Raw genomic sequence first — 22,025 nt, forward strand, 5'->3', positions numbered from 1 at the left:
CACCTTGCTCACCTCTGCATCCACAGTCTCGGTGTGGTTGCAGCCCTCTCGCTCACAGCTGAAGGTGGCCGTGGCGGTGTAGCCGTCCTCGCTCTTTGTCCAGGTAAAGCTAGGCTCCCCGTAGGTGTGCTCTGCGAACACAGGGGTGATGGTGACGGCATTCTCGGGCATGGTGAAGGTGTTGTCTTCGCTGATCGTCACATCACCCTCTGTAACCTGCCACTCCACAAAGTGGTAGCCCTCGCTGGCAACAGGAGTCAGGGTAACCATGTCCCCAGCAGCAGCCGTGGTGGGGTTGGCAGTAGCCGTGCCGCCCTCGTCGGGATTGATCACCGTGATGGGGTAGGTGGCCTCCGTGTATGTACCGGTGCCGCTGACCTCCCGCAGGCAGGGCCATGGCCCTCCGGTTTCTCCAGACTTCAGATATACTCGCACATGTTGTCCGGTCTCACCCACCGAAACTGTCACACGATCAGCGTTTGACAAGGTGGGGATATTTTCCGTGGGCACGGTGACATCGGCAAAGGACGGATCGTCAGACACTACCACATAGTACTGCCAGTTGCTGGCAGCATCAAAGACAATGTTCATCTCATCCACAGTGTATCTGGCGCCCAAATCCACCTGCCACCAGTTTCCCTGCAAGGTTTTGTCAGGGTTGGAGCCCTCATTCCAATCCGCACACCACTTGGTGTTGGTGTTCCCGTCGTTGGCACCGCTGGCATATTCTTTTGAAACACTATTTTCCGTACTGGCTCTGGCGCTCTTGCCCAGGAAGATGTTGGTGTACTCCGTCTCAGTGGTCTGGACCCGCACCTCGGCGCCGGAGACAAACTTGTTGTTGCCAGTATCTCCCCTGGTGGAAATGCCATACAAGCGCACATACCGGGCATCCACAGGCGTAAACTCAGCAATCTTCCAGTCTGCGTTATTCGCCCATGTGCCGGAGACAACTTCTTTCCAGGCACCCTCATCTTCCGTGACGGTGGTGCTCACCTCCACACGGTAGTCGATGATACGGCCGTTTTCGTTGCCTTGACTAGTGCCCTGGCGGGGCAGGTAGCGCAGACCCTTGATCTCGGTCACTTCTCCCAGATCAAGCTGAATATAACGGCTCTTCTCATTGTCGGAGAGATTCGTATTCCAGTCGGTGTGCCAGTGTGTGTCGCTGCTCCCATCCACAGCATTGCTGGCCAGGTACCCACTCTGTGCACTGGGCGCCGTAGCGGTCGTCTTATACCAGGGGTAATCCCAAGTGCCGTCAGCAGCATCAGCGGCTCTCTGGGTCCCGCTGGCAAATGCCGAGGCGGAGACGGCCAGACTGGCCACCAGCGCCGCCGACAACAGAAGCGATCCGAGTTTCTTCATCTCTTGTTCCTCCTTTTATCCTTCCTTGCGTCCCTCTCCCCTCACTTGTTGACAACATCCGTGTCCCATGGAGAAATGGGGACTATGTCCAGTGTAGTTCATCATACCACATTCCCAGCCCTGTGCACGTCCAAATTTATCCTATCTGATTTTTTTGTGACTTCCGGCAAATCCAAACCTCGTTTTTGTACATTTCGCCAGGTTCCTCATGGGCATTTTTTCTTTTCTATGTGACTCATGTCGAAAGACCGAAAAGGATGTCGAGCGGTTTTATCTTTACATTTTGCAACAAACAAGGTATGATGTTACCGACAATTTATGACCTTCTCCCGCCCTGATGGGAGAGTTTTCGAGGTGAATGTATGGAACTCAAACGGATTCAGTTGGGCATGATCCAGACCAACTGCTACATCTTCTGGGATGAGAATACCCTGGACTGCGCTGTGGTGGACCCCGGCGACGACGGGGAAAAGGTGGCCGCCTTCATCCAGGGCCGGGGGCTGAACCCCGTGGCCATCCTCCTCACCCACGGTCACTTTGACCACATTCTGGGCATCCCCGGTCTGCGCTCCCAGTGGCCCCAGCTGCCCGTGTACTGTCACCCCGCTGACGCAGACCCCGCCCAGACCACCACGTCTCTGTTTGGCACCACCTTCCCCTCGGTGAGTTCCTTCGGCAACGTGCTTCCTTATCAGGACGGGGACACGGTGCAGGTGGGCGGCCTCACCGTCCACGTGCTCCACACCCCCGGCCATACCCCCGGTGGGGTGGTGCTCCAGGTGGAGGATGCGCTGTTCACCGGAGACACCCTCTTTGAGGGCTCCATGGGCCGCACCGACCTGGAGGGCGGCAGCGAAGAGCAGCTGCTGCGCTCCCTGAAGCGGCTGGCCCAGCTGGAGGGAGATTACCAGGTCTATCCCGGCCACGAAGGCTCCTCCACCCTGGAGCGAGAGCGCACTACCAACTTCTGTATGCTGGAGGCCGTGAAACGGGGATGAAGCTGTATCTTGTGGGCCACCAGTACCAATACGCCGTGGAACAGATGATGATGACCCTGTTTCCCGGCCAAAAACCCGAATATCCCACCACACCACCCACCTGGGACCAGTCCATGGCCCAGGTGGAACTGTTCACCCGGGGGCATGAGGTGGTGGCCCATGCCAAGCTGTGGTGGAATGGGGCAGTCTACGAGGCTGAGCGCAGGGAGCCGGAATCCCACCTCACCGGGGGGCTGGAGGACGACCGGGTGCGCCAGCGGGTGATCCGGCTGGCCTTTTACGACGCCGGGGTGGAGGCTCTGGGGCAAGAGCCCCCCTGGGGCGCCCTCACCGGGGTGCGCCCGGTGAAGCTGCCCACCCGCCAGATGGCCAACGGGGACACCCCCCAGCAGGCCCGGGACACCCTCACCCACCTCTACCGGGTCAGCCCCAGCAGGGCGGACCTGGCTATGGATTGCGCCCACGCCGCTTTGTCGGTCCTGCGCAGCCTGGGACAGCGTCAGCTATCCTTATATGTGGGCATCCCCTTTTGTCCCACCCGGTGCGCCTACTGCTCCTTCATTTCCGCCGATGTGAAAGGGGCCTTGGCCTTGGTGGAGCCATATGTGGACGCTTTGTGCCGGGAAATTGAGGAAGCGGGGGAGCAGCTGCGCCAAAACGGCGTGACCATCAAGACCGCCTACATGGGGGGCGGCACCCCCACCACCTTGTCCGCTGCCCAGATGGATCGGGTGCTCACCCACATGGAGCAGCACCTGCCCCTGGAGGACTGCGTGGAGTTCACTGTGGAGGCGGGCCGCCCGGACACCATTACCCGGGAGAAGCTGGAGGTACTTCGTGCCCACCACATCCACCGTATCTCCATCAACCCCCAGACCATGGAGGACCCGGTGCTGAAAGCCATGGGCCGTGCCCACACGGCGGAAGAAATCACCGCCGCCATGGCCCTGGCCCAGGAGGCCTACGGCGGCATGGTCAATATGGATTTGATCGCCGGCCTGCCCACCGACACGCCGGAGGGCTTTGCCCGCACCTTAAAACAGGTGGTGGATATGGGCCCTGCCAACATTACCGTCCACACCCTGGCCCTGAAAAAGGGTGCCAAGCTCATGGAGGAGCAGGGGAGACTGTGCGCTCCCCAGGCGGTGGCGGATATGCTGGCCTTTGCGGAAACCACCCTGCGGGGGGCGGGGTATGTACCCTACTATCTCTATCGGCAAAAGTACATGTCCGGCTCCTTCGAAAATGTGGGCTGGGCCAAGCCGGGGACAGAGTGCGCCTACAACATCATTATGATGGAGGAATTGCAGTCGGTGCTCTCTCTGGGTGCCGGAGGCATCACCAAGCTGGTCAACCCCGCCACGGGGAAAATCCACCGCCTGTCCAACCCCAAGTACCCCAAAGAGTACCTGGACAGCTGGGAGCGGATCTCTCAGCACAAGGCCCAGGCGGCACAGTTTCAGGCCAGACTGTAACTCCCACATTGTCTTGAGAAAATCCGAAGAAAACCATTGACAACGCTCCCAGGCGTTGATATAATGTCAAAGCCGCTTTGAATGGGACATAAGTGGAGCGTGAAAACTCCCTCCCCCGACAGCGAGCCCGTAATAAAGGAAAGGCAGGTGCAAAGTATGCACGCAATCATCGAGACCGGCGGCAAGCAGTACAAGGTGACCGAGGGCGACGTCCTCTACATCGAGAAGCTGGATGCCGAGGCCGGCAGCTCCATCACCTTCGATAAGGTTCTGGCTGTCCTCAATGGCGACAGCGCTACCTTCGGCGCTCCCGTTGTGGAGGGTGCCTCCGTCACCGCCAACGTGGTGAAGAACGGTAAGGGCAAGAAGGTGCTGGTCTTCAAGTACAAGCCCAAGAAGAACTACCGCCGTCGTCAGGGCCATCGTCAGCCCTACACCAAGGTGGAGATCACCAAGGTCAACGCCTAATTCAGGAGGCGCAACATGACCACCGTCACATTCCACGAAAGCAATGGCCGCATGGATGGCGTTGTGGTGGATGGACACAGCGGCTACGCCGATGCCGGTTCCGACATCGTCTGCGCCGCCATCTCCTCTACTGTGGGTCTTCTGGAATGCACCTTGAATGAGGTGCTGGGTCTGGGCGCACCCACCAAGGTAAAGGAGGAGGAAGCCCACCTTTCGCTGCGGCTTCCCACGGGTCTGAGTGAGAGCAATGAGCATACCAGCCAGAATTTGATGGTTGGCCTGATGGTCTATCTCCAGGCTCTGGCCCAGGAATACCCCGACAATCTCATCGTCCTGCTGGACGATGATGACGAGGACTAAGTTCTCAATCACCTTTTAGAAAGGACGGTAACGACTTATGCTGAAGATCAACATCCAGCTCTTCGCTCACAAGAAGGGCGGCGGCTCCACCAAGAACGGCCGTGACTCCGAGTCCAAGCGCCTGGGCGTGAAGCGTGCCGACGGTCAGTTCGTTCTGGCCGGCAACATTCTGGTTCGTCAGCGCGGCAGCCACATTCACCCCGGCACCAACGTGGGCAAGGGCTCCGACGATACCCTGTTCGCCCTGGTGGACGGCAAGGTGAAGTTCGAGCGCATGGGCAAGGACCGCAAGAAGGTCTCCGTGTACGAAATCGCTCAGTAATGCTGTTAAAACGTCCCGGACATATACCTTGTCCGGGACGTTTTTTAGTCGATGGAAATGCCAACCAACAAAGCCTCGCAGAGTTCCGCCGCTGATGGCGGCGGAATGAATTGAAATCTCGTCATTTTCACGGACATGTGCCGGGAAAATGACTCTTCTCATGGGAGATGGGCCGACTTTTTCGCCAGAAATCGAGGCTCAGCTCCCATGCAAATCCGGTCGGAAAAGGCCTTTGGCCTTTTTCGGCCCATATCGAATGGAGGTGCCAACCATGGCCAATCAGTTTATTGATACCGCCCGGATCCTGGTTCGGGCCGGGGCAGGGGGCGGCGGCGCCGTGTCCTTCCACCGGGAGAAATACGTGGCTGCCGGCGGCCCGGACGGCGGCGACGGAGGACGGGGCGGCAACATCGTGCTCACCGTAGACCCCCACATGTCCACCCTGATGGACTTCCGCTACAAGCGCAAGTATGTGGCGGAGACCGGCATGAACGGCAGCGGCAAGCGCTGCACCGGCAAGGACGGGGCAGACTTGGTCATCAAGGTGCCTCGGGGCACGGTGGTGCGGGACGCCGAAACCCGTGAGATCATCTGCGACATGTCCGACGACAAGCCCTTTGTGCTGGCCCGTGGCGGCAAGGGCGGCTGGGGCAACCAGCACTTTGCCACCCCCACCCGTCAGGTGCCCCGCTTTGCCAAGGCGGGATTGCCGGGGCAGGAGCGGGATGTGATCCTGGAACTGAAGCTGCTGGCCGATGTGGGTCTGGTGGGCTTCCCCAACGTGGGCAAATCCACCCTGCTCTCCGTGGTCACCCGTGCCCAGCCCAAGATCGCCAACTACCATTTCACCACTCTGTTCCCCAACCTGGGCGTGGTACCCATGGAGGAGGGCCGCTCCTTTGTGCTGGCCGACATCCCCGGCATCATTGAGGGCGCCTCGGAAGGGGCAGGCCTGGGCCACGACTTTTTGCGCCACATTGACCGCTGCCGCCTGCTCATCCACGTGGTGGATGTGTCCGGCAGCGAGGGCCGGGACCCGGTGGAGGACTTCGACACCATCTGCGCCGAGCTGGAGCAGTGGTCCCCCGAACTGGCCAGCCGCAAAATGCTGGTGGCCGCCAACAAGGTGGACGTGATGGAGGACCCGGAGCTGCTGGAGCGTCTGCGGGCCCATGTGGAGGCCCGTGGCTGCCGTCTCTTCGAGATGTCGGCGGCCACCCACCAGGGCACGAAAGAGCTGATGTACGCCGCTGCCGACGAGCTCTCCCATCTGCCCCCCATCCTGGTCTTCGAGCCCACCTATGTGGAGCGTCCCCCCGAGGTGGACACCTCCGCCCCCCTGGAGATTTCCCGGGACGAGGACGGCACCTGGCTGGTGGACGGGCCTTGGCTGCGCCAGCTCATGGCCAACGTCAACTTCTCCGACTACGAGAGCCGCAACTGGTTCGACAAGCGGCTGCGTGAGGCGGGAGTCTTCGAGCAGATGGAGGCCAAAGGCGTCACCGACGGCGACCTGGTTTGCCTGTACAACCTGGAATTTGAGTATCAGAAGTAATAAAATTCCCTGGAAGCCACGCTTCCAGGGAATTTTTTAACGGGCATTCTCATCGATAAACCGGGGTTCCAGCTTGGAATAGACGATTTTCTGGCTGCTATAAAGGGAAAACTTTCCGCTGAGCAGGTAGCTGAGGGCACAGGCCAGGGCAAAAAACAGCAGCCCCTGGCTGCCAAACAGCTCCACACTGAGAAAGATGCTGGCCAGGGGGCAGTTCACCACCCCGCAGAAGAGGGCGATCATGCACACCGCCGCCCCGAAGCCCGGGTCCATCCCCAGCAGGGGGGCCACCGCACAGCCGAAGGTGGCCCCCACAAAGAAGGTGGGCACAATTTCGCCGCCCCGGTACCCCGCCCCCAGGGTGAGGGCGGTGAGCAGCAGCTTGAGGGCAAAGGCCCAGGGCACGTGCACCGTGCCCTCCACTGCCTGGGCAATGATATGGCCCCCGGCGCCGTTGTAGTCGCCGCTGCCCTCCAAAAGGCTTACGGCCACCACCAGCACCCCGCCCACCACCGCCCGCAGGTAGGGGTTGGGCAGATAATGGGTGTACCAGTGCCCAGTCTGGTGTACCACCACGCAAAACGCCATGGCCAGCAGGGCACACCCCACCCCCAGCACCCCGATCTGTACCAGGGAGGCCACCTCCAGGGCAGGAATGGCGGAGAGGGTATAGTGCTCCCCCTCCACCCCCAGCAGCACCGTGACCCCCATGGACACCAGGGCGGTGAGCAGGCAGGGGAAAAAGGCGGAGTAGTGGAGAATGCCCACGCTCACCACCTCCATGGCAAACACCGAGGCGGTGAGGGGCGTGCCGAACAGGGCGGCAAACAGGCCGCTCATGCCGCACATGACCTCCACATTCATCTCCCGCTCCCCCAGGCCCAGCCGCTGGCCCACCTGACAGGCCAGGCTGCCCCCGATTTGCAGCGCTGCGCCCTCCCGGCCTGCGCTGCCTCCGGTGAGGTGGGTGAGCACCGAGCCAACAAAGATGAGGGGAGCCAGGCGCAGGGGCGGACGCTGCCCGGAGCGCACACTGGCGATGATCTGATTGGTGCCGCTGTCATTTTCCATACCGCACACCTGGTACAGCCACACGATCACCAGGCCCGCCACCGGCATGCCCAGCAGCAGCCAGGGGTGCGCACCCCGCCAGTCGGTCACCAGCCCAATGGCGTGATAAAAGGCAGACCCCGCCACCCCGCACACCAGACCCGTGAGCACCGCCAGCATGCTCCAGTGGATCCAGGCCAACAACGTGGGGGCTGCTCTGCCCCAAAACTTCCCGCTAATTGTCACCGTTTTCCCTCTTCTCCGTAATTCTTAGGTAGATTTTAATTATATTCCCCCACATTTCCCCTGTCAAGGGCCATACAGAGACAGCAAGGCGGCGGACACTAGGGCCCGCCGCCTTGGCTCTACCTGTCTCAGTCTGCCCGGGTGAAGGTCAGCTCACCCAGACCCTGCTGGGTAAAGTCAATGGTGAGGTTGTCCCCATCCAGGGTGTAGGCATTGCCCCCCGACTCCACCGGCTTGGTATCCACGTCATCGGAGGTAAAAATGGTGTCCTCCGTGGCCTTATACTGGCCCTCCTCGTTGCTGGTCTCGTACAGCTCATCCATGATGGGATCCATGGCATCCTCCATGGACGCCTCCAGATCCTCCCGACTGGTACCCATCATGCTCAGCAGGCCGTCCAGATCCATGGAATCCTGACCCTGTTGGTCGATTTGGGCCTGGAGATACCCCATGGTGGCTTCCATCACCGCATCCTTGAAGTTATCCATCTGCGTTTCCATCTTGTCCTCAATGACAGACAGGGTCACCACGTCATCCTCAGAGAAGGTCAGCTGAATGGGGATAACAAATTCATCCAGCTGGAAATATTCCTCCAGCTCCGGGGAGCCGCTCACCGCCTGCTCCTTCATCTCTGCCAGAAAATCATGCTCACACACCCAGGTGCCCACCAGCTTATCTTTGGGTTCGGATCCGCCGGCGGATTTTCCGGCGCAAGAGGCCAGGCACAAAACCATTGCGGCGCTCAGGCCAAGGGCAAACAGTTTTCGTCTCATCGTCCATCTCTCCTTTTTCATATCTGGTGACAGGGTTACCACCTTACCCCAACCGTACCATGTTTGCCGGAATTTTGCAAGCAAATGGGCTAATTTTCCTCTGTTTTTCTCCAAAATTTTCCCACCCTGTGTCTCGGTGTCCCATCCAGCCCAATTTATCAAAGAAAGTTTGAAAAATTTTTCACAACCCCCTTCCATTTATCTGGGATGTGATGTATAATGACATTGCGCGAACGCAATCTTCCATATTTTATAAGGAGTGATACCAATGAGCATTAAAGTAGGTATTAACGGTTTTGGCCGCATCGGCCGAATGGTTTTCCGCGCCAGCATCAATCATCCCGAGATCGAGATCGTGGGTATTAACGATCTGTGTCCCGCTGATTACCTGGCCTATATGCTGAAGTATGACACCATGCACGGCCACTTCGAGGGCGAGGTTTCCGCCACCGAGACCGGCATCGTTGTCAACGGCAAGGAGATCCCTGTCTTCGCCGAGCGTAACCCCGCTGACATCCCCTGGGGCAAGCTGGAGGCTGAGTACGTTGTGGAGTCCACCGGCCTGTTCCTGACCAAGGAGAAGGCTCAGGCTCACATCGACGCCGGCGCCAAGAAGGTCATCATGTCCGCTCCCTCCAAGGATGACACCCCCATGTTCGTGTGCGGCGTCAACCTGGATGCTTACACCAGCGACATGACCTTCGTCTCCAACGCTTCCTGCACCACCAACTGCCTGGCCCCCATCGCCAAGGTGCTGAACGACAACTTCGGCATCAAGGACGGCCTGATGACCACCGTGCACTCTGTCACCGCTACCCAGAAGACCGTTGACGGTCCCTCTCTGAAGGATTGGCGCGGCGGCCGTGCTGCTACCGGCAACATCATCCCCTCCTCCACCGGCGCTGCTAAGGCTGTGGGCAAGGTTATCCCCGCTCTGAACGGCAAGCTGACTGGTATGTCCATGCGTGTTCCCACCCTGGACGTGTCCGTGGTCGACCTGACCGTCAACCTGGAGAAGCCCGCCACCTACGCTCAGATCTGCGACGCCATGAAGGCCGCTTCTGAGGGCGAGCTGAAGGGTGTTCTGGGCTACACCGACGAGGACGTGGTGTCCAGCGACTTCCTGGGCGATTCCCGCACCTCCATCTTCGATGCCAAGGCTGGTATCGCTCTGACCGACACCTTCGTGAAGGTCGTGTCCTGGTACGACAACGAGATGGGTTACTCCAACAAGGTTCTGGAGCTCATCAAGCACATGTACTCCGTGGACCACAAGTAAGAAAACCATTTCAAAAGGGACTTGGCGTAAGCCAAGTCCCTTTTTTATGCTTTTTTGTATGGGGTACACGCATAGGGGCGTGTCCTTCGACTGTTTCCCTGCGCAGGCTTGCCAGCCTGGTGAGGACGCTCCGCTGGGCCCGATTTCTCAGCGATGAGAAATCGGGGAAAGAATCGCTTAGGGCTTTCCCCCCTAAGAACCCCCCTTGGGGTACGGGGTTGGTGGTGCGTCACGCCTATGGTCGGCCCTGGTTTCGTGCCAATCCAGGAAAACAGTTGCTCCTTGCAAGGCGCACAGCCAGGCAAGCCGTGCGCTGCCTCCCCTCCAGGGCCTTAGTTGGGAGTGTCGCAGCCGTTCCCGGCTGCCGGAAGCCTGGGTTTCGGCGGCTGGGAACAGTCGCTGCACCAAGGAAAGGCCCGGACAAGGACACTACCTGGCCACTAGGGCCAGCTGCCATGGTGGCCCGATGTGGTGGCATTCTCAGGAACAGCAGGAGACTTCCCGGGCCGGGGGAGATTTGACGCACTGCCACCCAGCACCAGCGGGGTGAATTCCACAAGGAGGGGGAAGGCCCCTCCTTTGGCGATTCTTTCCCCCATTTCTCATCTCCACGTGGAGAAATGGGGCCCAGCGGAGCGTCCCCCTTGCCAGGTTGGCAAGCCTCATATCGCTTCTTGCAAAGACACAACAGAACCTAATGCACCTAAAAAGCCCCGAGACCGTGGTCTCGGGGCTTCTCTTATGAAATTATGCCAGACTGTGCTCCTCCAGCCACACCATCAAGGTGGGCTGGCCCTTGCGAATGCGGCGGGTGCGCACCTGGAACAGTACCAGAGTGAGGATGGTGAACACCACCAGCCACACCGCCAGATACGCCAGGCATCCGGTGATGTCCGTACCCCCGCAGATGGCGCTGCGGAAGGCCTGCACCGTGTAGGTGAAGGGCACCCAGCCGTGGAGGGCGGGGACGAAGGAGCCGGACAGCTCCAGGGGGTAGGTGCCCACCGAGCCGGAGAGCTGGAGCACCATGAAGATGAGCATCAGGAAGCTGCCCACCTTACCCAGCAGGCAGGTGAAGAAGTACATCACCGACATGAAGGTCACCGCCGCCACCAGGGCCACCAGCACCGTGCGGCCCCAGTCCACCGGCTGGAAGCCATTGAACAGATGCAGGCTGCCCAACATCACCAGGGCCTCCAGGATGGCCACAGTGTACAGCACTGAAGCCTTGCTCCGCCACCAGGCAAAGCCGCTTTTCAGCTCCCCGCTGTACTGGGTGAGGGGATACATCAGGCTAAAGGCGATGCACCCCACCCACAAAGCCACCGACATCATGTAGGGGGCCATGGCGTGGCCGTTGTTGGGCACCTGGGTGAGCTGGCTCTCCTGGGTCTCCACCGGGGCGGCCATTTGGTCGGCCACAGCGTCTCCCGTGTTGGTGTCCGCAATCTCCTGAGCACCCTCCGCCAGCTTATCCTGGAGCGTGGCCGCCCCGTCCTCCAGGGCCTGGGCACCCTCGGTGAGGGTCTGGGCCCCCTGGTGCAGCTGCCCGGCGGCATCCTGGATCTGCACGGAGCCCTGGGTGAGGGCATCCATGCCCTGGGTCAACGGGGCCTGGTTGGCCATGAGCTGACCAGCACCCTCCACCAGAGCCTGGGTGCCCTGGTGCAGCTTCTGGGCCCCTTGGTACAAGCTATCCACCCCTTGAGTGAGGGCGGGAAGTTGGCCCTGCATCTGGGTGACCCCCTGGGCCAAAGTCTGGCTGCCCTGGGCCAACGTGTTCAACCCCTGCTGCAACTGGGCAGCTCCAGAACGCAGGGGAGCGGTGCCCTGTTCTTTCAGCTGCCCGGCACCCTGGGCGGCCTGGGTGATGCCCTGGGTGAGAGCAGGGGCCTGCTGGCTGAGCTGACTGAGCCCCTGGGACAGCTGGGTGGCACCCTGATTGAGCTGGCCCACCAGGGCTTGCAGCTGCTCCCCACTCACCTGGCCGCTCTGGATGGCCAGGGACAGCCCTTGCAGCCCCTGCTCCAGCTGCTTGGCCCCTTCGGCCAACGCCTGGGCGTTTTGGGGCAGGGCAGCGGTCTGGCTTTGCAGCTGGCCCAGGCCCTGCAAGAGGGCATCCAGGCTCTCATCCACCTGAGCGGCTCCCTGCGCCAGGGTGCCGCTGCTCTTTGCCGCCTGTCCGGCCCCCTGGGCCAAACTCTGAGCCCCTTGGCTGAGCTGCTCTACCCCTTGGGTGAGGGGCTGGGTGGCCTGCTGGAGCTGCCCCAAACCGTCCTCCAGCTGGGCGGCTCCGTCATTCAAAGGCCCGCTGCCCGCTGCCACCTGACTCACGCCGTCCAGATAGTCCCCCAGCCCCTGGGAGAGCCGACGGGAGCCGTCCACAAAGGTGAGGCTGCTCTGGGACAGCTGTGCCAGGTAATCAGTGAGAGACTGGGCACCTTGGGTGAGAGCGTGGGCCCCGTCTTTCAGCTCGCCGCCACCCTCAGCAGCCTGGGTCATGCCGTCGCCAATCTCGCCGATCTGCTCCAGCATGGTGGCGGCGTAGGTGCGTGTCACTTCCTCTCGCACCTCCAGTTCCATCTCCTTCATGGCGCTCTCCCCCAGCTTGGAGGCGATGTAGTTGGTGCCGGGGTTGGTCTCATACCCCAGCTCCATGGCCTGGGGGTGTGCGTCGGTGATGGACGCCGCCCGCTGGGAGAAGTCCTGTGGAATGGTGATGACCATGTAATAGGCGCCGTCGGTCAGCCCCGCCTTTGCCTCCTCCTGGCCCACAAAGTGGAAGTCCAGGGAGGCGTCCTCCTTCAGGTTATCCACCAGAGACTGGCCGATGTCATAGGTCTCGTCCTCCACCGTCACCGCCTGGTCCAAATTTACCACCGCCACCGGCAAATGCTCCACACTGCCGTAGGGATCCCACATGGAGCCCAAAAACAGGGTGGTATAAATGGTGGGAATGGCCACAATGGCCACCATCACCACCAACAACAGCGGATTGTGCAGCAAGCGCTTCCATTCTTCTCGTTTCAACGTGAAACCCTTCTTTCTCCAGGAGTTTATAGATGCTGTGTCTATTAAACATCTTGGTATTGTGCTTTTTTACGAGGAGCATTATACTGGAGGGGATGAGGCAACGCAACCGACAATCTGTCGTCGGTCTGTTGAGTACTAGACACTGTGACGACAGATTGTCCATTGTTCAGAAAACTTTTACAGAATGGGAGGGACCCACATGGAGCGAAAACCAGACCGCCGGGTGCGGCGCACCCGGGCCCTGCTGCGCCAAGGGCTGGCCCAGCTGATGGGGGCCAAGAGCGTCAACGAGGTGACGGTGACAGAACTGGTGGACTTGGTGGACATCAACCGCTCTACCTTCTATCTCCACTACCGGGACATCCCCCACATGCTGGAGTGTGTGGAGCAGGAGCTGTACGACCAGGTGCTCCACGCCATGGAGGAGAATTTGACGGGCCGATATGAGGGGAGCAATCTGCCCTTTTTGGAGGATGTGTTCTCCATCCTCTTTGCCAACCGGGACATCTGCGCCGCCCTGCTGGGCCCCCGGGGAGACATTGGCTTTCTCCACCGCATTGAGGAGATGCTCTCCCACTACATTCTCACCCCCTTGCAGCGTACCCAGCCGGACGTGGCCTACCGCTACACCTTCTGTGTGGCAGGGGGCATGGGCTTAATCAAGGACTGGCTGTCCCGGGGCTGCCCTGAGTCCCCCCAGGACATGGCGGTGCGCACCGCCGCTCTCATTGCCGGAGTGACACATAGGTAAAAAAGTCCGGGAAATCTTACGATTTCCCGGACTTTTTTATTTGTTTCGGATTATTCTCCCAGCACAGCGGCGCAGCGGGCGCACAGCTCGGCATGGCCGTGGTCAGTGCCGATGCTGGTGTCGTGGTTCCAGCAGCGGGGGCACTTCTCGCCAGCGGCGGGGGTGACGGCCACGGTGAGGCCCTCAAACTCCTCGCCCTGGTAGCCCTGGCCCTCGCCCTGGGCCACAGTGACCTGGGAGACGATGCACAGGGTGGCCAGGTCGGCCTCGGAGAGGTTCATGGCCTGGAACTGGTCCCAGGCGGAGGCAGTGAAGGAGAGGGACAGGGCGGCATCGGTGCTCTTCTTGATGCCCTGCTCGCCACGGGCCAGCTCCAGAGCCTTGTTCACGTCGTCCCGCAGGGCAATGATGTGATTCCACTTCTCGTCCTCGGCCTCGGTCATGGCATAGGCGGGGTTCACAGAGGGGATGTCGTTGAACAGCACGCACTCGGTGTCGTCAGCGGAAGCGTGGGGCATAGCAGCCCAGATCTCCTGGCTGGTGAAGGCCAGGATGGGAGCCAGCAGCCGGGTCATGCCGTCCACAATGATGTAGAGGGCGGTCTGAGCGGAGCGGCGGCCTGCCTCGTCACCACAGTACAGGCGGTCCTTGATGATATCCAGGTAGAAGTTGGACATCTCCACCACGCAGAAGTTGTAAATGGCACGGTAGGCGGCGTGGAACTCGTAGCGGTCATAGGCAGAGCGGCAGGCACCCGCCAGGTTGTTGAACTGGTGCACGGCCCAGCGGTCCAGCTCCACCATGTCAGAAACGGCCACAGGGGCGTTGGGGTCGAAGCCAGCCAGGTTGCCCAGCATGTAGCGGGCGGTGTTGCGAATCTTCAGGTAGGCCTGGGACAGCTGCTTCAAAATCTCGGGGGAGATGCGCATGTCCTGGGTGTAGTCAGCGGAGGCCACCCACAGGCGCAGCATATCGGCGCCGTAGTCCTTGATGACCTCGTCGGGGGAGACGGCATTGCCCAGGGACTTGTGCATGGCCTTGCCCTCGCCGTCCACGGTCCAGCCGTGGGTGATGATCTGCTTGTAGGGGGCCACGCCCTTGGCGGCAATGGAGGTGAGCATGGAGGACTGGAACCAACCACGGTACTGGTCGCCGCCCTCCAGGTACACGTCGGCGGGGAAGGTCAGCTCATCCCGCTCGTCCAGCACGGCGGCGTGGGTGGAGCCGGAGTCGAACCACACGTCCATGATGTCGGACTCCTTGGAGAAGTGGACACCGCCGCAGTGGGGGCACTTCAGGCCCAGACCCTCCACCAGCTCGTCGGCGGTCTTCTCAAACCAGATGTTAGACCCGTGCTCCCGGAACAGGTCAGAGACACGCTGAATGGTCTCGGGGGTGACGATGTCCGCCCCGCACTGGTCGCAGTAGAAGATGGGGATGGGCACGCCCCACTTGCGCTGACGGGAAATGCACCAGTCGTTGCGCTCGCTGATCATGGAGGTCATGCGGTCCTTGCCCCAGGAGGGGTGCCAGGAAATGCCGTCGCAGCTCTTCACAGCGGTGTCCTTGATGGCGTCCACGGAGCAGAACCACTGCTCGGTGGCACGGTAGATGATGGGGTTCTTGCACCGCCAGCAGTGGGGGTAGGAGTGGACGATGTTCTCCTTGGCCAGCAGGAAGCCCTCCGCCTCCAGATCCTGCACCACCAGGTCGTTGCCCTTGGCGTAGAACTGGCCGTTGTACCGCTCGTCGGTCATGACGCCCTTGGCATTCACCGGCACGGGGGTGCCGATGTGGGTCTTGCCCGCCTGGTCGTAAGCCTTGCAGATGTTGAAGTCGTCAGCGCCGAAGCCGGGGGCGGTGTGGACGCAGCCGGTACCGGCGTCCAGGGTGACGTGGTCGCCGCACAGGATGACGCTCTCCCGGTCGAACAGGGGGTGCTTGGCGGTCATCAGCTCAAAGTCGATGCCCTTGAAGGTGGCCAGCACGGTGCAGGCATCCTTGTCCAGGCCAGCGGCCTTGCACACGGACTCCACCAGGCCCTCGGCCAGGATATACACCTCACCATTGGGGGCCTTCAGCAGCACATAGTCAAAGTCAGGGTTGACGGAGATGGCGTAGTTGCCGGGGATGGTCCAGGGGGTGGTGGTCCAGATCACGAAATAGGTCTTGCTGAGGTCGGTGACGCCGGAAAGCTTGCCCTGGTCATCCTTCACAGGGAACTTGACGAAGATGGTGGTGCAGGGGTCGTCGGCGTACTCAATTTCAGCCTCAGCCAGAGCGGTCTGGTCGTGGGGGCACCAGTACACGGGCTTCATGCCCTTGTAGATGTAGCCCTTCTCGGCCATCTTGCCGAAGATCTCCACCTGCTTGGCCTCAAACTCGGGCTTGAGGGTGAGGTAGGGGTTCTCCCAGTCGCCGATGACGCCCAGGCGCTGGAACTCGCTGCGCTGGATGTCCACGAAGTTGAGAGCGAAGTCCCGGCACTTGTCCCGGAACTCGGAGTCGGTGAGCTCGTCCCGCTTGATCTTCTTGTCCTTCAAAATGGCGGACTCGATGGGCAGGCCATGGGTGTCCCAGCCGGGGACGTAGGGGGCCTGGAAGCCGGTCATGTTCTTATAGCGGATGATGATATCCTTGAGGATCTTGTTCAGGGCAGTGCCGATGTGGATGTGGCCGTTGGCGTAGGGAGGGCCGTCGTGGAGGACAAACTTGGGCTTGCCCTCGTTCTTCTTCATCAGCTTGTGGTAGGTCTCCACCTCCCACTTGCCGTTGAGCAGCTCAGGCTCCCGCTTGGGAAGACCCGCCCGCATGGGGAAGTCGGTCTGGGGGAGGTGTACGGTCTTGTTGTAATCCATGGTGGGATTCCTCCTGTGTTTGAGTTTTTGGGGACAAAAAAACACCTTTGTCCCTCAAGATGTTTGAGAGACAAAGGTGTCAATAACCTCTGCGGTACCACTCTCGTTGCCTGTGCCACGCACAGACCCCTCGATGGGTCACAATAACGGAGACCAATCCGGCAAAGCCTACTAAGGCGCACTTCCGCACCCGTTGGGTTTGCAGCTCCCAGGTGATATTCCCCAAGGCCCGCCCTGCCGCTGTTCCACCATACCAGCGGCTCTCTGGTGGGGGGTGAGTTGGGTACTCGTCCTGTTCCACGCATTTAACCTCTTTATCTTATCCAGTTGGCGGGGGTTTGTCAACTGTTTTCAGGTCAAAAATCTGACGATGGCGGCAAATCAACTGGCCAAGCCCGCACTTCCTTTGGGTGAAAGACTCTTTGTGGCTTTGTCGTACAGCCAGCCCAGCAGACAGCCCACTGCCACATCAAAGATGACGGCCACACCCAGGTAACAGATGTTCTCTCCGGTCACCACTTTGGTCAGAACAGGAGCCAAAAGCCAGGACTCCAGCAGAACATGGGTAATGAGAATCCAAATGCTGTGCCGTCCCGCTGTTTTCACGATCTGTTGAAACACCTGAGGAATGGCGGAATTGGCCACATACTCACACAGCAGATACAGCAGCAGGGTGGCGCACACCGCACCCAATATGCCGTAGGTATAGGGCTGGTATCTCCTGATGGCAATCTCGATGCCGCCGCAACTGACGCTGTATGCCCAGGGAAGCACCAACAGGAAGTAACATTGGGGATGGTTTTTCAGCCACAAGAGCAGCCCTCGTTCCCGTATGACCTTTCCCATATGGTATGGCACCAGAAGATACAACGCCACATCCAGACTCCAGGGCAGCCACCATCCCGCCTCTCCCAGCCAGATTCCACACACGGCACCCAGCACCACCAGAATGGTGAGCCGCTTGGGAAAATACGTTTGCAGGGCACTATACACCACACGCACCAGCAGCAACATCAAGATAAAGTACACCGGCCCAATGGATGCCACATCCACAAACACTCTTTTAGAAAAACTCATGGACAAGGCCGCATCCCGGATGCTGGCCCATACAGGAGCGCCCTGAACCAGGGTGTTTTGCATCACATGGCCCACCGAGAAGATGAGGTAGGGCAAAATCAACGTGGGAACATCCTTTTTCAGGCGTTGAAGGGGCGTACACGGTTTGTAGAACAGGCCGGACAGCACCACAAACCCCACCATATGGAAGGAATAGACGATGACACGAAACTCCTCTGCCACGGTATATTGTCCCACAATCATCAGCACGATCAATATGCCCTTGGCCATGTCCACGCTGACCATACGGTGGCCAGCTGCCTCTGGCTTGGGCGTAATAGGTCGCCGCTTCAACCAGTTGGACAGGGCCACCACACACACTGCCATAGCATAGACCACAATCAGAGTCAGCGCCGTTTGGACGGAAAAATGCACCACGACATACCCGTGATCCATCTGGAGGATCCGCTCCGGGATGCGCCCCATGATGTTGTCCATCAACGGTGTGATATATCTGCCCCACGTCTCCATCTGCACCAGGTGCACCGAGAGGAAGATGGCAGAGTATCGACCCGTATAGGCCAGGATCCGGCTCCCGGACAGGATGCGAGACAGTCCATACACCAGCAGACAGCCACTGAGCCCCACCACCGTGGAGAGCACCGGGTCAGTCATATATGCCCCAACAAAGTAGGTGGTGACCCTGGCCGCAACTCCACCTGCGAATAGTATCGCAGCAACCACATAGTGTATGGGGCGAATTTTGGACAATAAGTCACAGGATTTGATGTCATGGCCCAGCAAAAGAAATAAAACGGCCATCATGCCAGACTGTATGCTAAAGGGCATCCACCCCAACGACACACTCATCTGGGCCAGGAACACCAGGCCTGCACCGATGGGGTACCGATACTTGGCGGCATAGTTCAAAATCAGCTGAGCGCCCATGATAGCAAAAAACGTGGCGGGAAAGAACCAGATGGCACCAATGCGGGAGGGCAGCTGTATCACACCCAGGGTACACAAGTCCCCTGACCCTGCAAAGCTTCGCATCAGGTCATTGGCCACCAGCTGAGTGACCGAACCCACACTTCTGTTGTCCAGCAACAGGTTGAACACATCCAAGGCCATGACAGCCACACAGGTGAGGAAATAGGGCTTCATCAGCCTTCCAAATTTGGATGCCACATATTCCCCCGTGAGGGGTTTTACCTTCAGGGTATAGCCGCTGAGCAAAAAGAACATCATCAGGTGAAACGGGAATACCAGACGATTCACCTGATCCTGGCCCTGGTGTCCCAGGATGACAGCCAGCATGGAGATTCCCTTGGCCACATCGATCCACAGTTCCCGCTGGCTCTGCCTGGATTGGCTGCCCAGGCATTCCATGGCCCCGGGCTGATGCTTGATCTCCCGGGTATCGGCTATTTTCTCGTTCATCGTCTCGCCTCGTAGGCAAACCAGCCCTTGCGTTCCAGCTTGCGGGTAATTCTCCAGCCGTTTTGCTCCAGAGCCTGGGCCACTTCCTCCGCCCGGGTGTCGATGATGCCCGAACAGAGGAACACCCCGTCAGGAGTCAAAAATCGGTGGGCCACAGCGGACAGGGGGATGATGACATCCGCCACAATATTGGCCAGCACCACCTGGTTTTGCCCAGGCCGCAGCTGGTCGCCAAACTTCTGGTCGGCCAAAACATTGCCTGCCAGCACGGTGAGCCGGTCTTTGCCGATGCCGTTCATGGCGGCGTTTTCATAGGCCACATCCACCGCCTTGGGGTCGATATCCACCCCCACGGCGTGCTCCGCCCCCAGCCCCAGGGCGGCAATGGCCAGAATGCCGGAGCCGCAGCCCAGATCCAGCAGCTTCTCGCCGCCGTGGATGTGGTGCTCCATCAGCTCCAGGCACAGCTGGGTGGTGGGGTGGGAGCCGGTGCCGAAGGTGAGGCCGGGATTTAAGTACAGGGGCACCCGTCCGTCGGGGATGGGCTGGCCCTTCATCCACTCGGGGACGATGTACACCCGCTTTCCCACCGGGATGGGCTGATAGTACTTCTGCCAGGAGGTGGCCCAGTCCTCCTCCCGCAGGGAGACGGTCTGCGGCTCATACGCCTCCAGGCCCCGGAGGGCGGCACGCATCTGGGCCTCCCCCTCCTCAGAGTCCGGGACGTAGAATTTCACCCGGCTGGCCCCCTTCATGCGCTTTGCCAAATCCTCATCTACATAGTCCCAATATTGTCTGTTCTGCTCCAAAAACCGGAGAAATTCTCCCTCTTCCTCCACCACCAGCCCGGTCATGCCGTTGCCGGTGAGGGTGTCACACACTTCCTCCATGGCGGATGCGGGGACGGGGAGGGTCACTTCCAACCACTGCTGGCTCATACGTCCACTTCCTCTCTCTGTGGGGTCACAGTCCCATCACTTCAAAATGTCGCCCAGGGTGTACTCCAGGGCGGTGCGCTCCAGGGTATCGTCGTAGTCCCCCATTTCCTCCCCCAGCAGCTGGGTGAGCATCCGCCGGGCAAAGGCGGGGTTTTTCACCAGTACCGGACCCAGCATCCACGTGCCGTAGTAGTTGTGCAGCCGATGTCCCTCGGTGTTTTGGGGAAACCGGGGGGACTGGGTGCGGGGGTGGATGTGAAACACCGGGGTCTGGCCGCTCTCTTGGGAGAGGTAGCAGGTGCGGTTGACAAAGCCGTAGCACAGCTCCTGAGGCTCCCCATCCAGATGGCCCACCACGTCGGCGATGTCCACCTGGCCCGTCTCGGTGGCGGTGTAGTCCAGGACGCCAGCACAGCTCACCCCGTCATAGTCCCGGCCAAAGAGCACCTGGGCAGATCCCGTGGCCAGCACCAGGCCGCCCCCTTGGATATACGCCTGAAGCTGGGAGGCATAGCCGCTGAGATGCTCCGCTGCCGCCTTCAGATTTCTGGCCTTGCCTGGGCCCACATATACCAGGTCCACACCTTCAAAATCCACGGTGTCCCCCAGGCCCACAGTTTTCACCTGGCAGCTGTGTCCCATCTCCTCCAGCCGTTTTCTCAGCAGCAACAGGTTCCCGCTGTCCCCATACAAATCCAACAGCTGAGGGTACAGCCACAATATGGTTACCGTTTTCATCCCTTCAGCACCTCCAGTACCGCCTTGGCATCATACAGCTCGGTCATCAGGCACAAGGTGCCCTGGGTTTTGTCCACCGCTTGCTTGACTTGAGCCATGTCCCGCTCCACCTGCACCTGCTGGGGGTCAAACCCAGCCAGAGACAGGCGCACCGCCAGGTCGTAGGCCCGTGGCCCCACGCACACCACCGAGGACACCCCATCCCGCAGCCGCTCAAAGCTCACGTCATACAGCCAAGTGGTGTCCTTGTTGTTGGTGTGGTTGATGTCCCCCACGTACACCAGCACGGTCTTCTCCCCGGGCATAGACAGCACATGGGAGATGGACTGGTCGAAGGAGACGGGATTTTGATTCTTGGACAAAATCATCACCGCTTTTCGCCCTTCGATCTCCATCTCGTCGTACCGTTCCTTCATCAGCTTGAACTGGGAGATGGCTCGGGCTGCATCTGCGGGGGCGATGCCCAGCTCACAGCAGGCACTCACCGCCCCGGCAATGTTGAACAGGTTGAACACGCTCTTGTAGTCGGTGTGAATGGGGTACTCACCCAGATAGAAATTGCCGCTGTCCACATCCACCTGGTCAAAGAAGTAGGTGGCCACAGGGGATTGATAGCCGCAGTGGGGGCAGTGGAAGCGGCCAATGTGGTTGTAGTGAAAATATTCATACTCCAGCTTGTGCAGACAGGCGGGGCAGGCCTTGGCGTCGTGGGTGATGTTGACGCTCTCGGGGGTGGACTGGCTGGTGCGGTCCACATCGTAGTACACCCGGGGGTTGTTGGGCGCCAGGCGGGCGCTGATGGGGTCGCTGGCGTTGAGGATCAGCTTCACCGACGGGGCAATGGCCTCATGGAGCTTTTCCACGATCACATCCACATTGCCGTTGCGGGTCAGCTGGTCCCGGAACAGGTTGGTGACAAGGAGATAGTCCGGGGCGAAGTGGCGGAAAATCAGGCGGGAATACCGCTCATCCACCTCCAAAACCACAAAATCCTCCTCAATCCGGCCGGACAAGGTGCTGCTGGTCAGCAGAGTGGTGGCCACACCCCCCAGCAGATTGGAGCCTTTGGCGTTGTGGGCCACCGTTTTCCCGTTCTCCCGCAGGATGTGGGCCACCATGTTGGAGGTGCTGGTCTTGCCGTTGGAGCCGGTAACACCCAGAATGGTGCCCCGGAACCGGAAGTGGGCCAACAGATCCGGGCAAATCTTCAAGGCCACCGCTCCGGGGGCATTGGTGCCCCGTTTGGTCAGCTTACCCAGGGCGGCCAGGGCCTTGCCCACCAGTAATGCCAGTGTAAATCTCATAACATCCACATTT

At 60.1% G+C, this 22,025-nt stretch carries 17 protein-coding genes and 1 other annotated feature; of the genes, 8 read left to right on the forward strand and 9 right to left on the reverse strand.

Going from position 1 to position 22,025, the window contains the following annotated elements; all coding sequences use genetic code 11:
- Window positions 1–1,368, reverse strand: a 1,368-nt coding sequence (locus H9X86_RS07235; RefSeq protein WP_204900877.1) for a discoidin domain-containing protein, incomplete at its 3' end; no start/stop codon positions are given.
- 362 nt (window positions 1,369–1,730) lie between these two features.
- Here H9X86_RS07235 and H9X86_RS07240 point away from each other — a divergent pair.
- The 6 genes from H9X86_RS07240 (at window position 1,731) to obgE (ending at window position 6,546) form a co-directional block, all read left to right on the forward strand.
- Window positions 1,731–2,366, forward strand: coding sequence for an MBL fold metallo-hydrolase (locus H9X86_RS07240; protein ID WP_204900878.1), 636 nt, complete (start codon window positions 1,731–1,733; stop codon window positions 2,364–2,366).
- The gene (hemZ, locus tag H9X86_RS07245) at window positions 2,363–3,841 is read left to right on the forward strand and encodes a coproporphyrinogen dehydrogenase HemZ (RefSeq protein WP_204900879.1); all 1,479 of its coding nucleotides are present in this window, start codon (window positions 2,363–2,365) and stop codon (window positions 3,839–3,841) included. Before H9X86_RS07240 ends, hemZ begins: the two co-directional genes overlap by 4 nt.
- Before the next feature lie 156 nt (window positions 3,842–3,997).
- Window positions 3,998–4,309: a 50S ribosomal protein L21 gene (gene rplU, locus H9X86_RS07250; RefSeq protein WP_087233272.1), complete on the forward strand. Its 312-nt coding sequence runs from the start codon at window positions 3,998–4,000 to the stop codon at window positions 4,307–4,309.
- 15 nt (window positions 4,310–4,324) lie between these two features.
- A complete protein-coding gene (locus H9X86_RS07255; protein ID WP_204900880.1) occupies window positions 4,325–4,669 on the forward strand; it encodes a ribosomal-processing cysteine protease Prp in 345 nt (114 codons plus the stop codon).
- Window positions 4,670–4,706: 37 nt separating this feature from the next.
- Entirely contained in the window at window positions 4,707–4,991 is a 285-nt protein-coding gene (gene rpmA, locus H9X86_RS07260) for a 50S ribosomal protein L27 (protein WP_087233266.1), read from the forward strand.
- Between the two features lie 271 nt (window positions 4,992–5,262).
- A complete protein-coding gene (obgE, locus tag H9X86_RS07265; RefSeq protein ID WP_204900881.1) occupies window positions 5,263–6,546 on the forward strand; it encodes a GTPase ObgE in 1,284 nt (427 codons plus the stop codon).
- 36 nt (window positions 6,547–6,582) lie between these two features.
- On the opposite strand, the gene H9X86_RS07270 is transcribed toward obgE, so the two are convergent.
- Together H9X86_RS07270 and H9X86_RS07275 are read right to left on the reverse strand one after the other, a co-directional pair.
- On the reverse strand, window positions 6,583–7,842 hold the full coding sequence (locus H9X86_RS07270) for a chloride channel protein (RefSeq protein ID WP_346011444.1): 1,260 nt from the start codon (window positions 7,840–7,842) through the stop codon (window positions 6,583–6,585).
- Between the two features lie 128 nt (window positions 7,843–7,970).
- A complete protein-coding gene (locus H9X86_RS07275; protein ID WP_204900882.1) occupies window positions 7,971–8,615 on the reverse strand; it encodes a hypothetical protein in 645 nt (214 codons plus the stop codon).
- Between the two features lie 268 nt (window positions 8,616–8,883).
- On the opposite strand from H9X86_RS07275, the gene gap reads away from it, so the two are divergent.
- Window positions 8,884–9,894, forward strand: a complete 1,011-nt coding sequence (gene gap / locus H9X86_RS07280; RefSeq protein WP_204900883.1) for a type I glyceraldehyde-3-phosphate dehydrogenase — start codon at window positions 8,884–8,886, stop codon at window positions 9,892–9,894.
- 747 nt (window positions 9,895–10,641) lie between these two features.
- On the opposite strand, the gene H9X86_RS07285 is transcribed toward gap, so the two are convergent.
- Window positions 10,642–12,924, reverse strand: coding sequence for a YhgE/Pip domain-containing protein (locus H9X86_RS07285; protein ID WP_204900884.1), 2,283 nt, complete (start codon window positions 12,922–12,924; stop codon window positions 10,642–10,644).
- Window positions 12,925–13,126: 202 nt separating this feature from the next.
- Between H9X86_RS07285 and H9X86_RS07290 the strand changes: the two genes are divergently transcribed.
- On the forward strand, window positions 13,127–13,678 hold the full coding sequence (locus H9X86_RS07290; protein WP_204900885.1) for a TetR/AcrR family transcriptional regulator: 552 nt from the start codon (window positions 13,127–13,129) through the stop codon (window positions 13,676–13,678).
- Window positions 13,679–13,728: 50 nt separating this feature from the next.
- Here the strand turns inward: H9X86_RS07290 and ileS are convergent, their stop codons facing one another.
- The 5 genes from ileS to H9X86_RS07315 all read right to left on the reverse strand — a co-directional run bounded on the left by ileS (window position 13,729) and on the right by H9X86_RS07315 (window position 22,012).
- Complete coding sequence (gene ileS / locus H9X86_RS07295; protein ID WP_204900886.1) at window positions 13,729–16,536, reverse strand: isoleucine--tRNA ligase; 2,808 nt, start codon at window positions 16,534–16,536, stop codon at window positions 13,729–13,731.
- Window positions 16,537–16,599: 63 nt separating this feature from the next.
- Window positions 16,600–16,845 (reverse strand) — a binding site (T-box leader).
- 72 nt (window positions 16,846–16,917) lie between these two features.
- A complete protein-coding gene (locus H9X86_RS07300; protein WP_204900887.1) occupies window positions 16,918–19,032 on the reverse strand; it encodes an acyltransferase family protein in 2,115 nt (704 codons plus the stop codon).
- A complete protein-coding gene (gene prmA, locus H9X86_RS07305; protein ID WP_204900888.1) occupies window positions 19,029–19,970 on the reverse strand; it encodes a 50S ribosomal protein L11 methyltransferase in 942 nt (313 codons plus the stop codon). Before prmA ends, H9X86_RS07300 begins: the two co-directional genes overlap by 4 nt.
- A 36-nt stretch (window positions 19,971–20,006) precedes the next feature.
- Window positions 20,007–20,708 (reverse strand): hypothetical protein, encoded by a 702-nt coding sequence (locus H9X86_RS07310; RefSeq protein ID WP_204900889.1) that lies wholly within the window; start codon window positions 20,706–20,708, stop codon window positions 20,007–20,009.
- Entirely contained in the window at window positions 20,705–22,012 is a 1,308-nt protein-coding gene (locus H9X86_RS07315; protein WP_204900890.1) for a MurT ligase domain-containing protein, read from the reverse strand. The genes H9X86_RS07310 and H9X86_RS07315 overlap by 4 nt, the downstream gene beginning before the upstream one ends.
- Window positions 22,013–22,025: the final 13 nt, after the last annotated feature.

Source organism: Pseudoflavonifractor capillosus, assembly GCF_016902575.1.
Classification (GTDB): Bacteria; Bacillota; Clostridia; order Oscillospirales; family Oscillospiraceae; genus Enterenecus; species Enterenecus capillosus_A.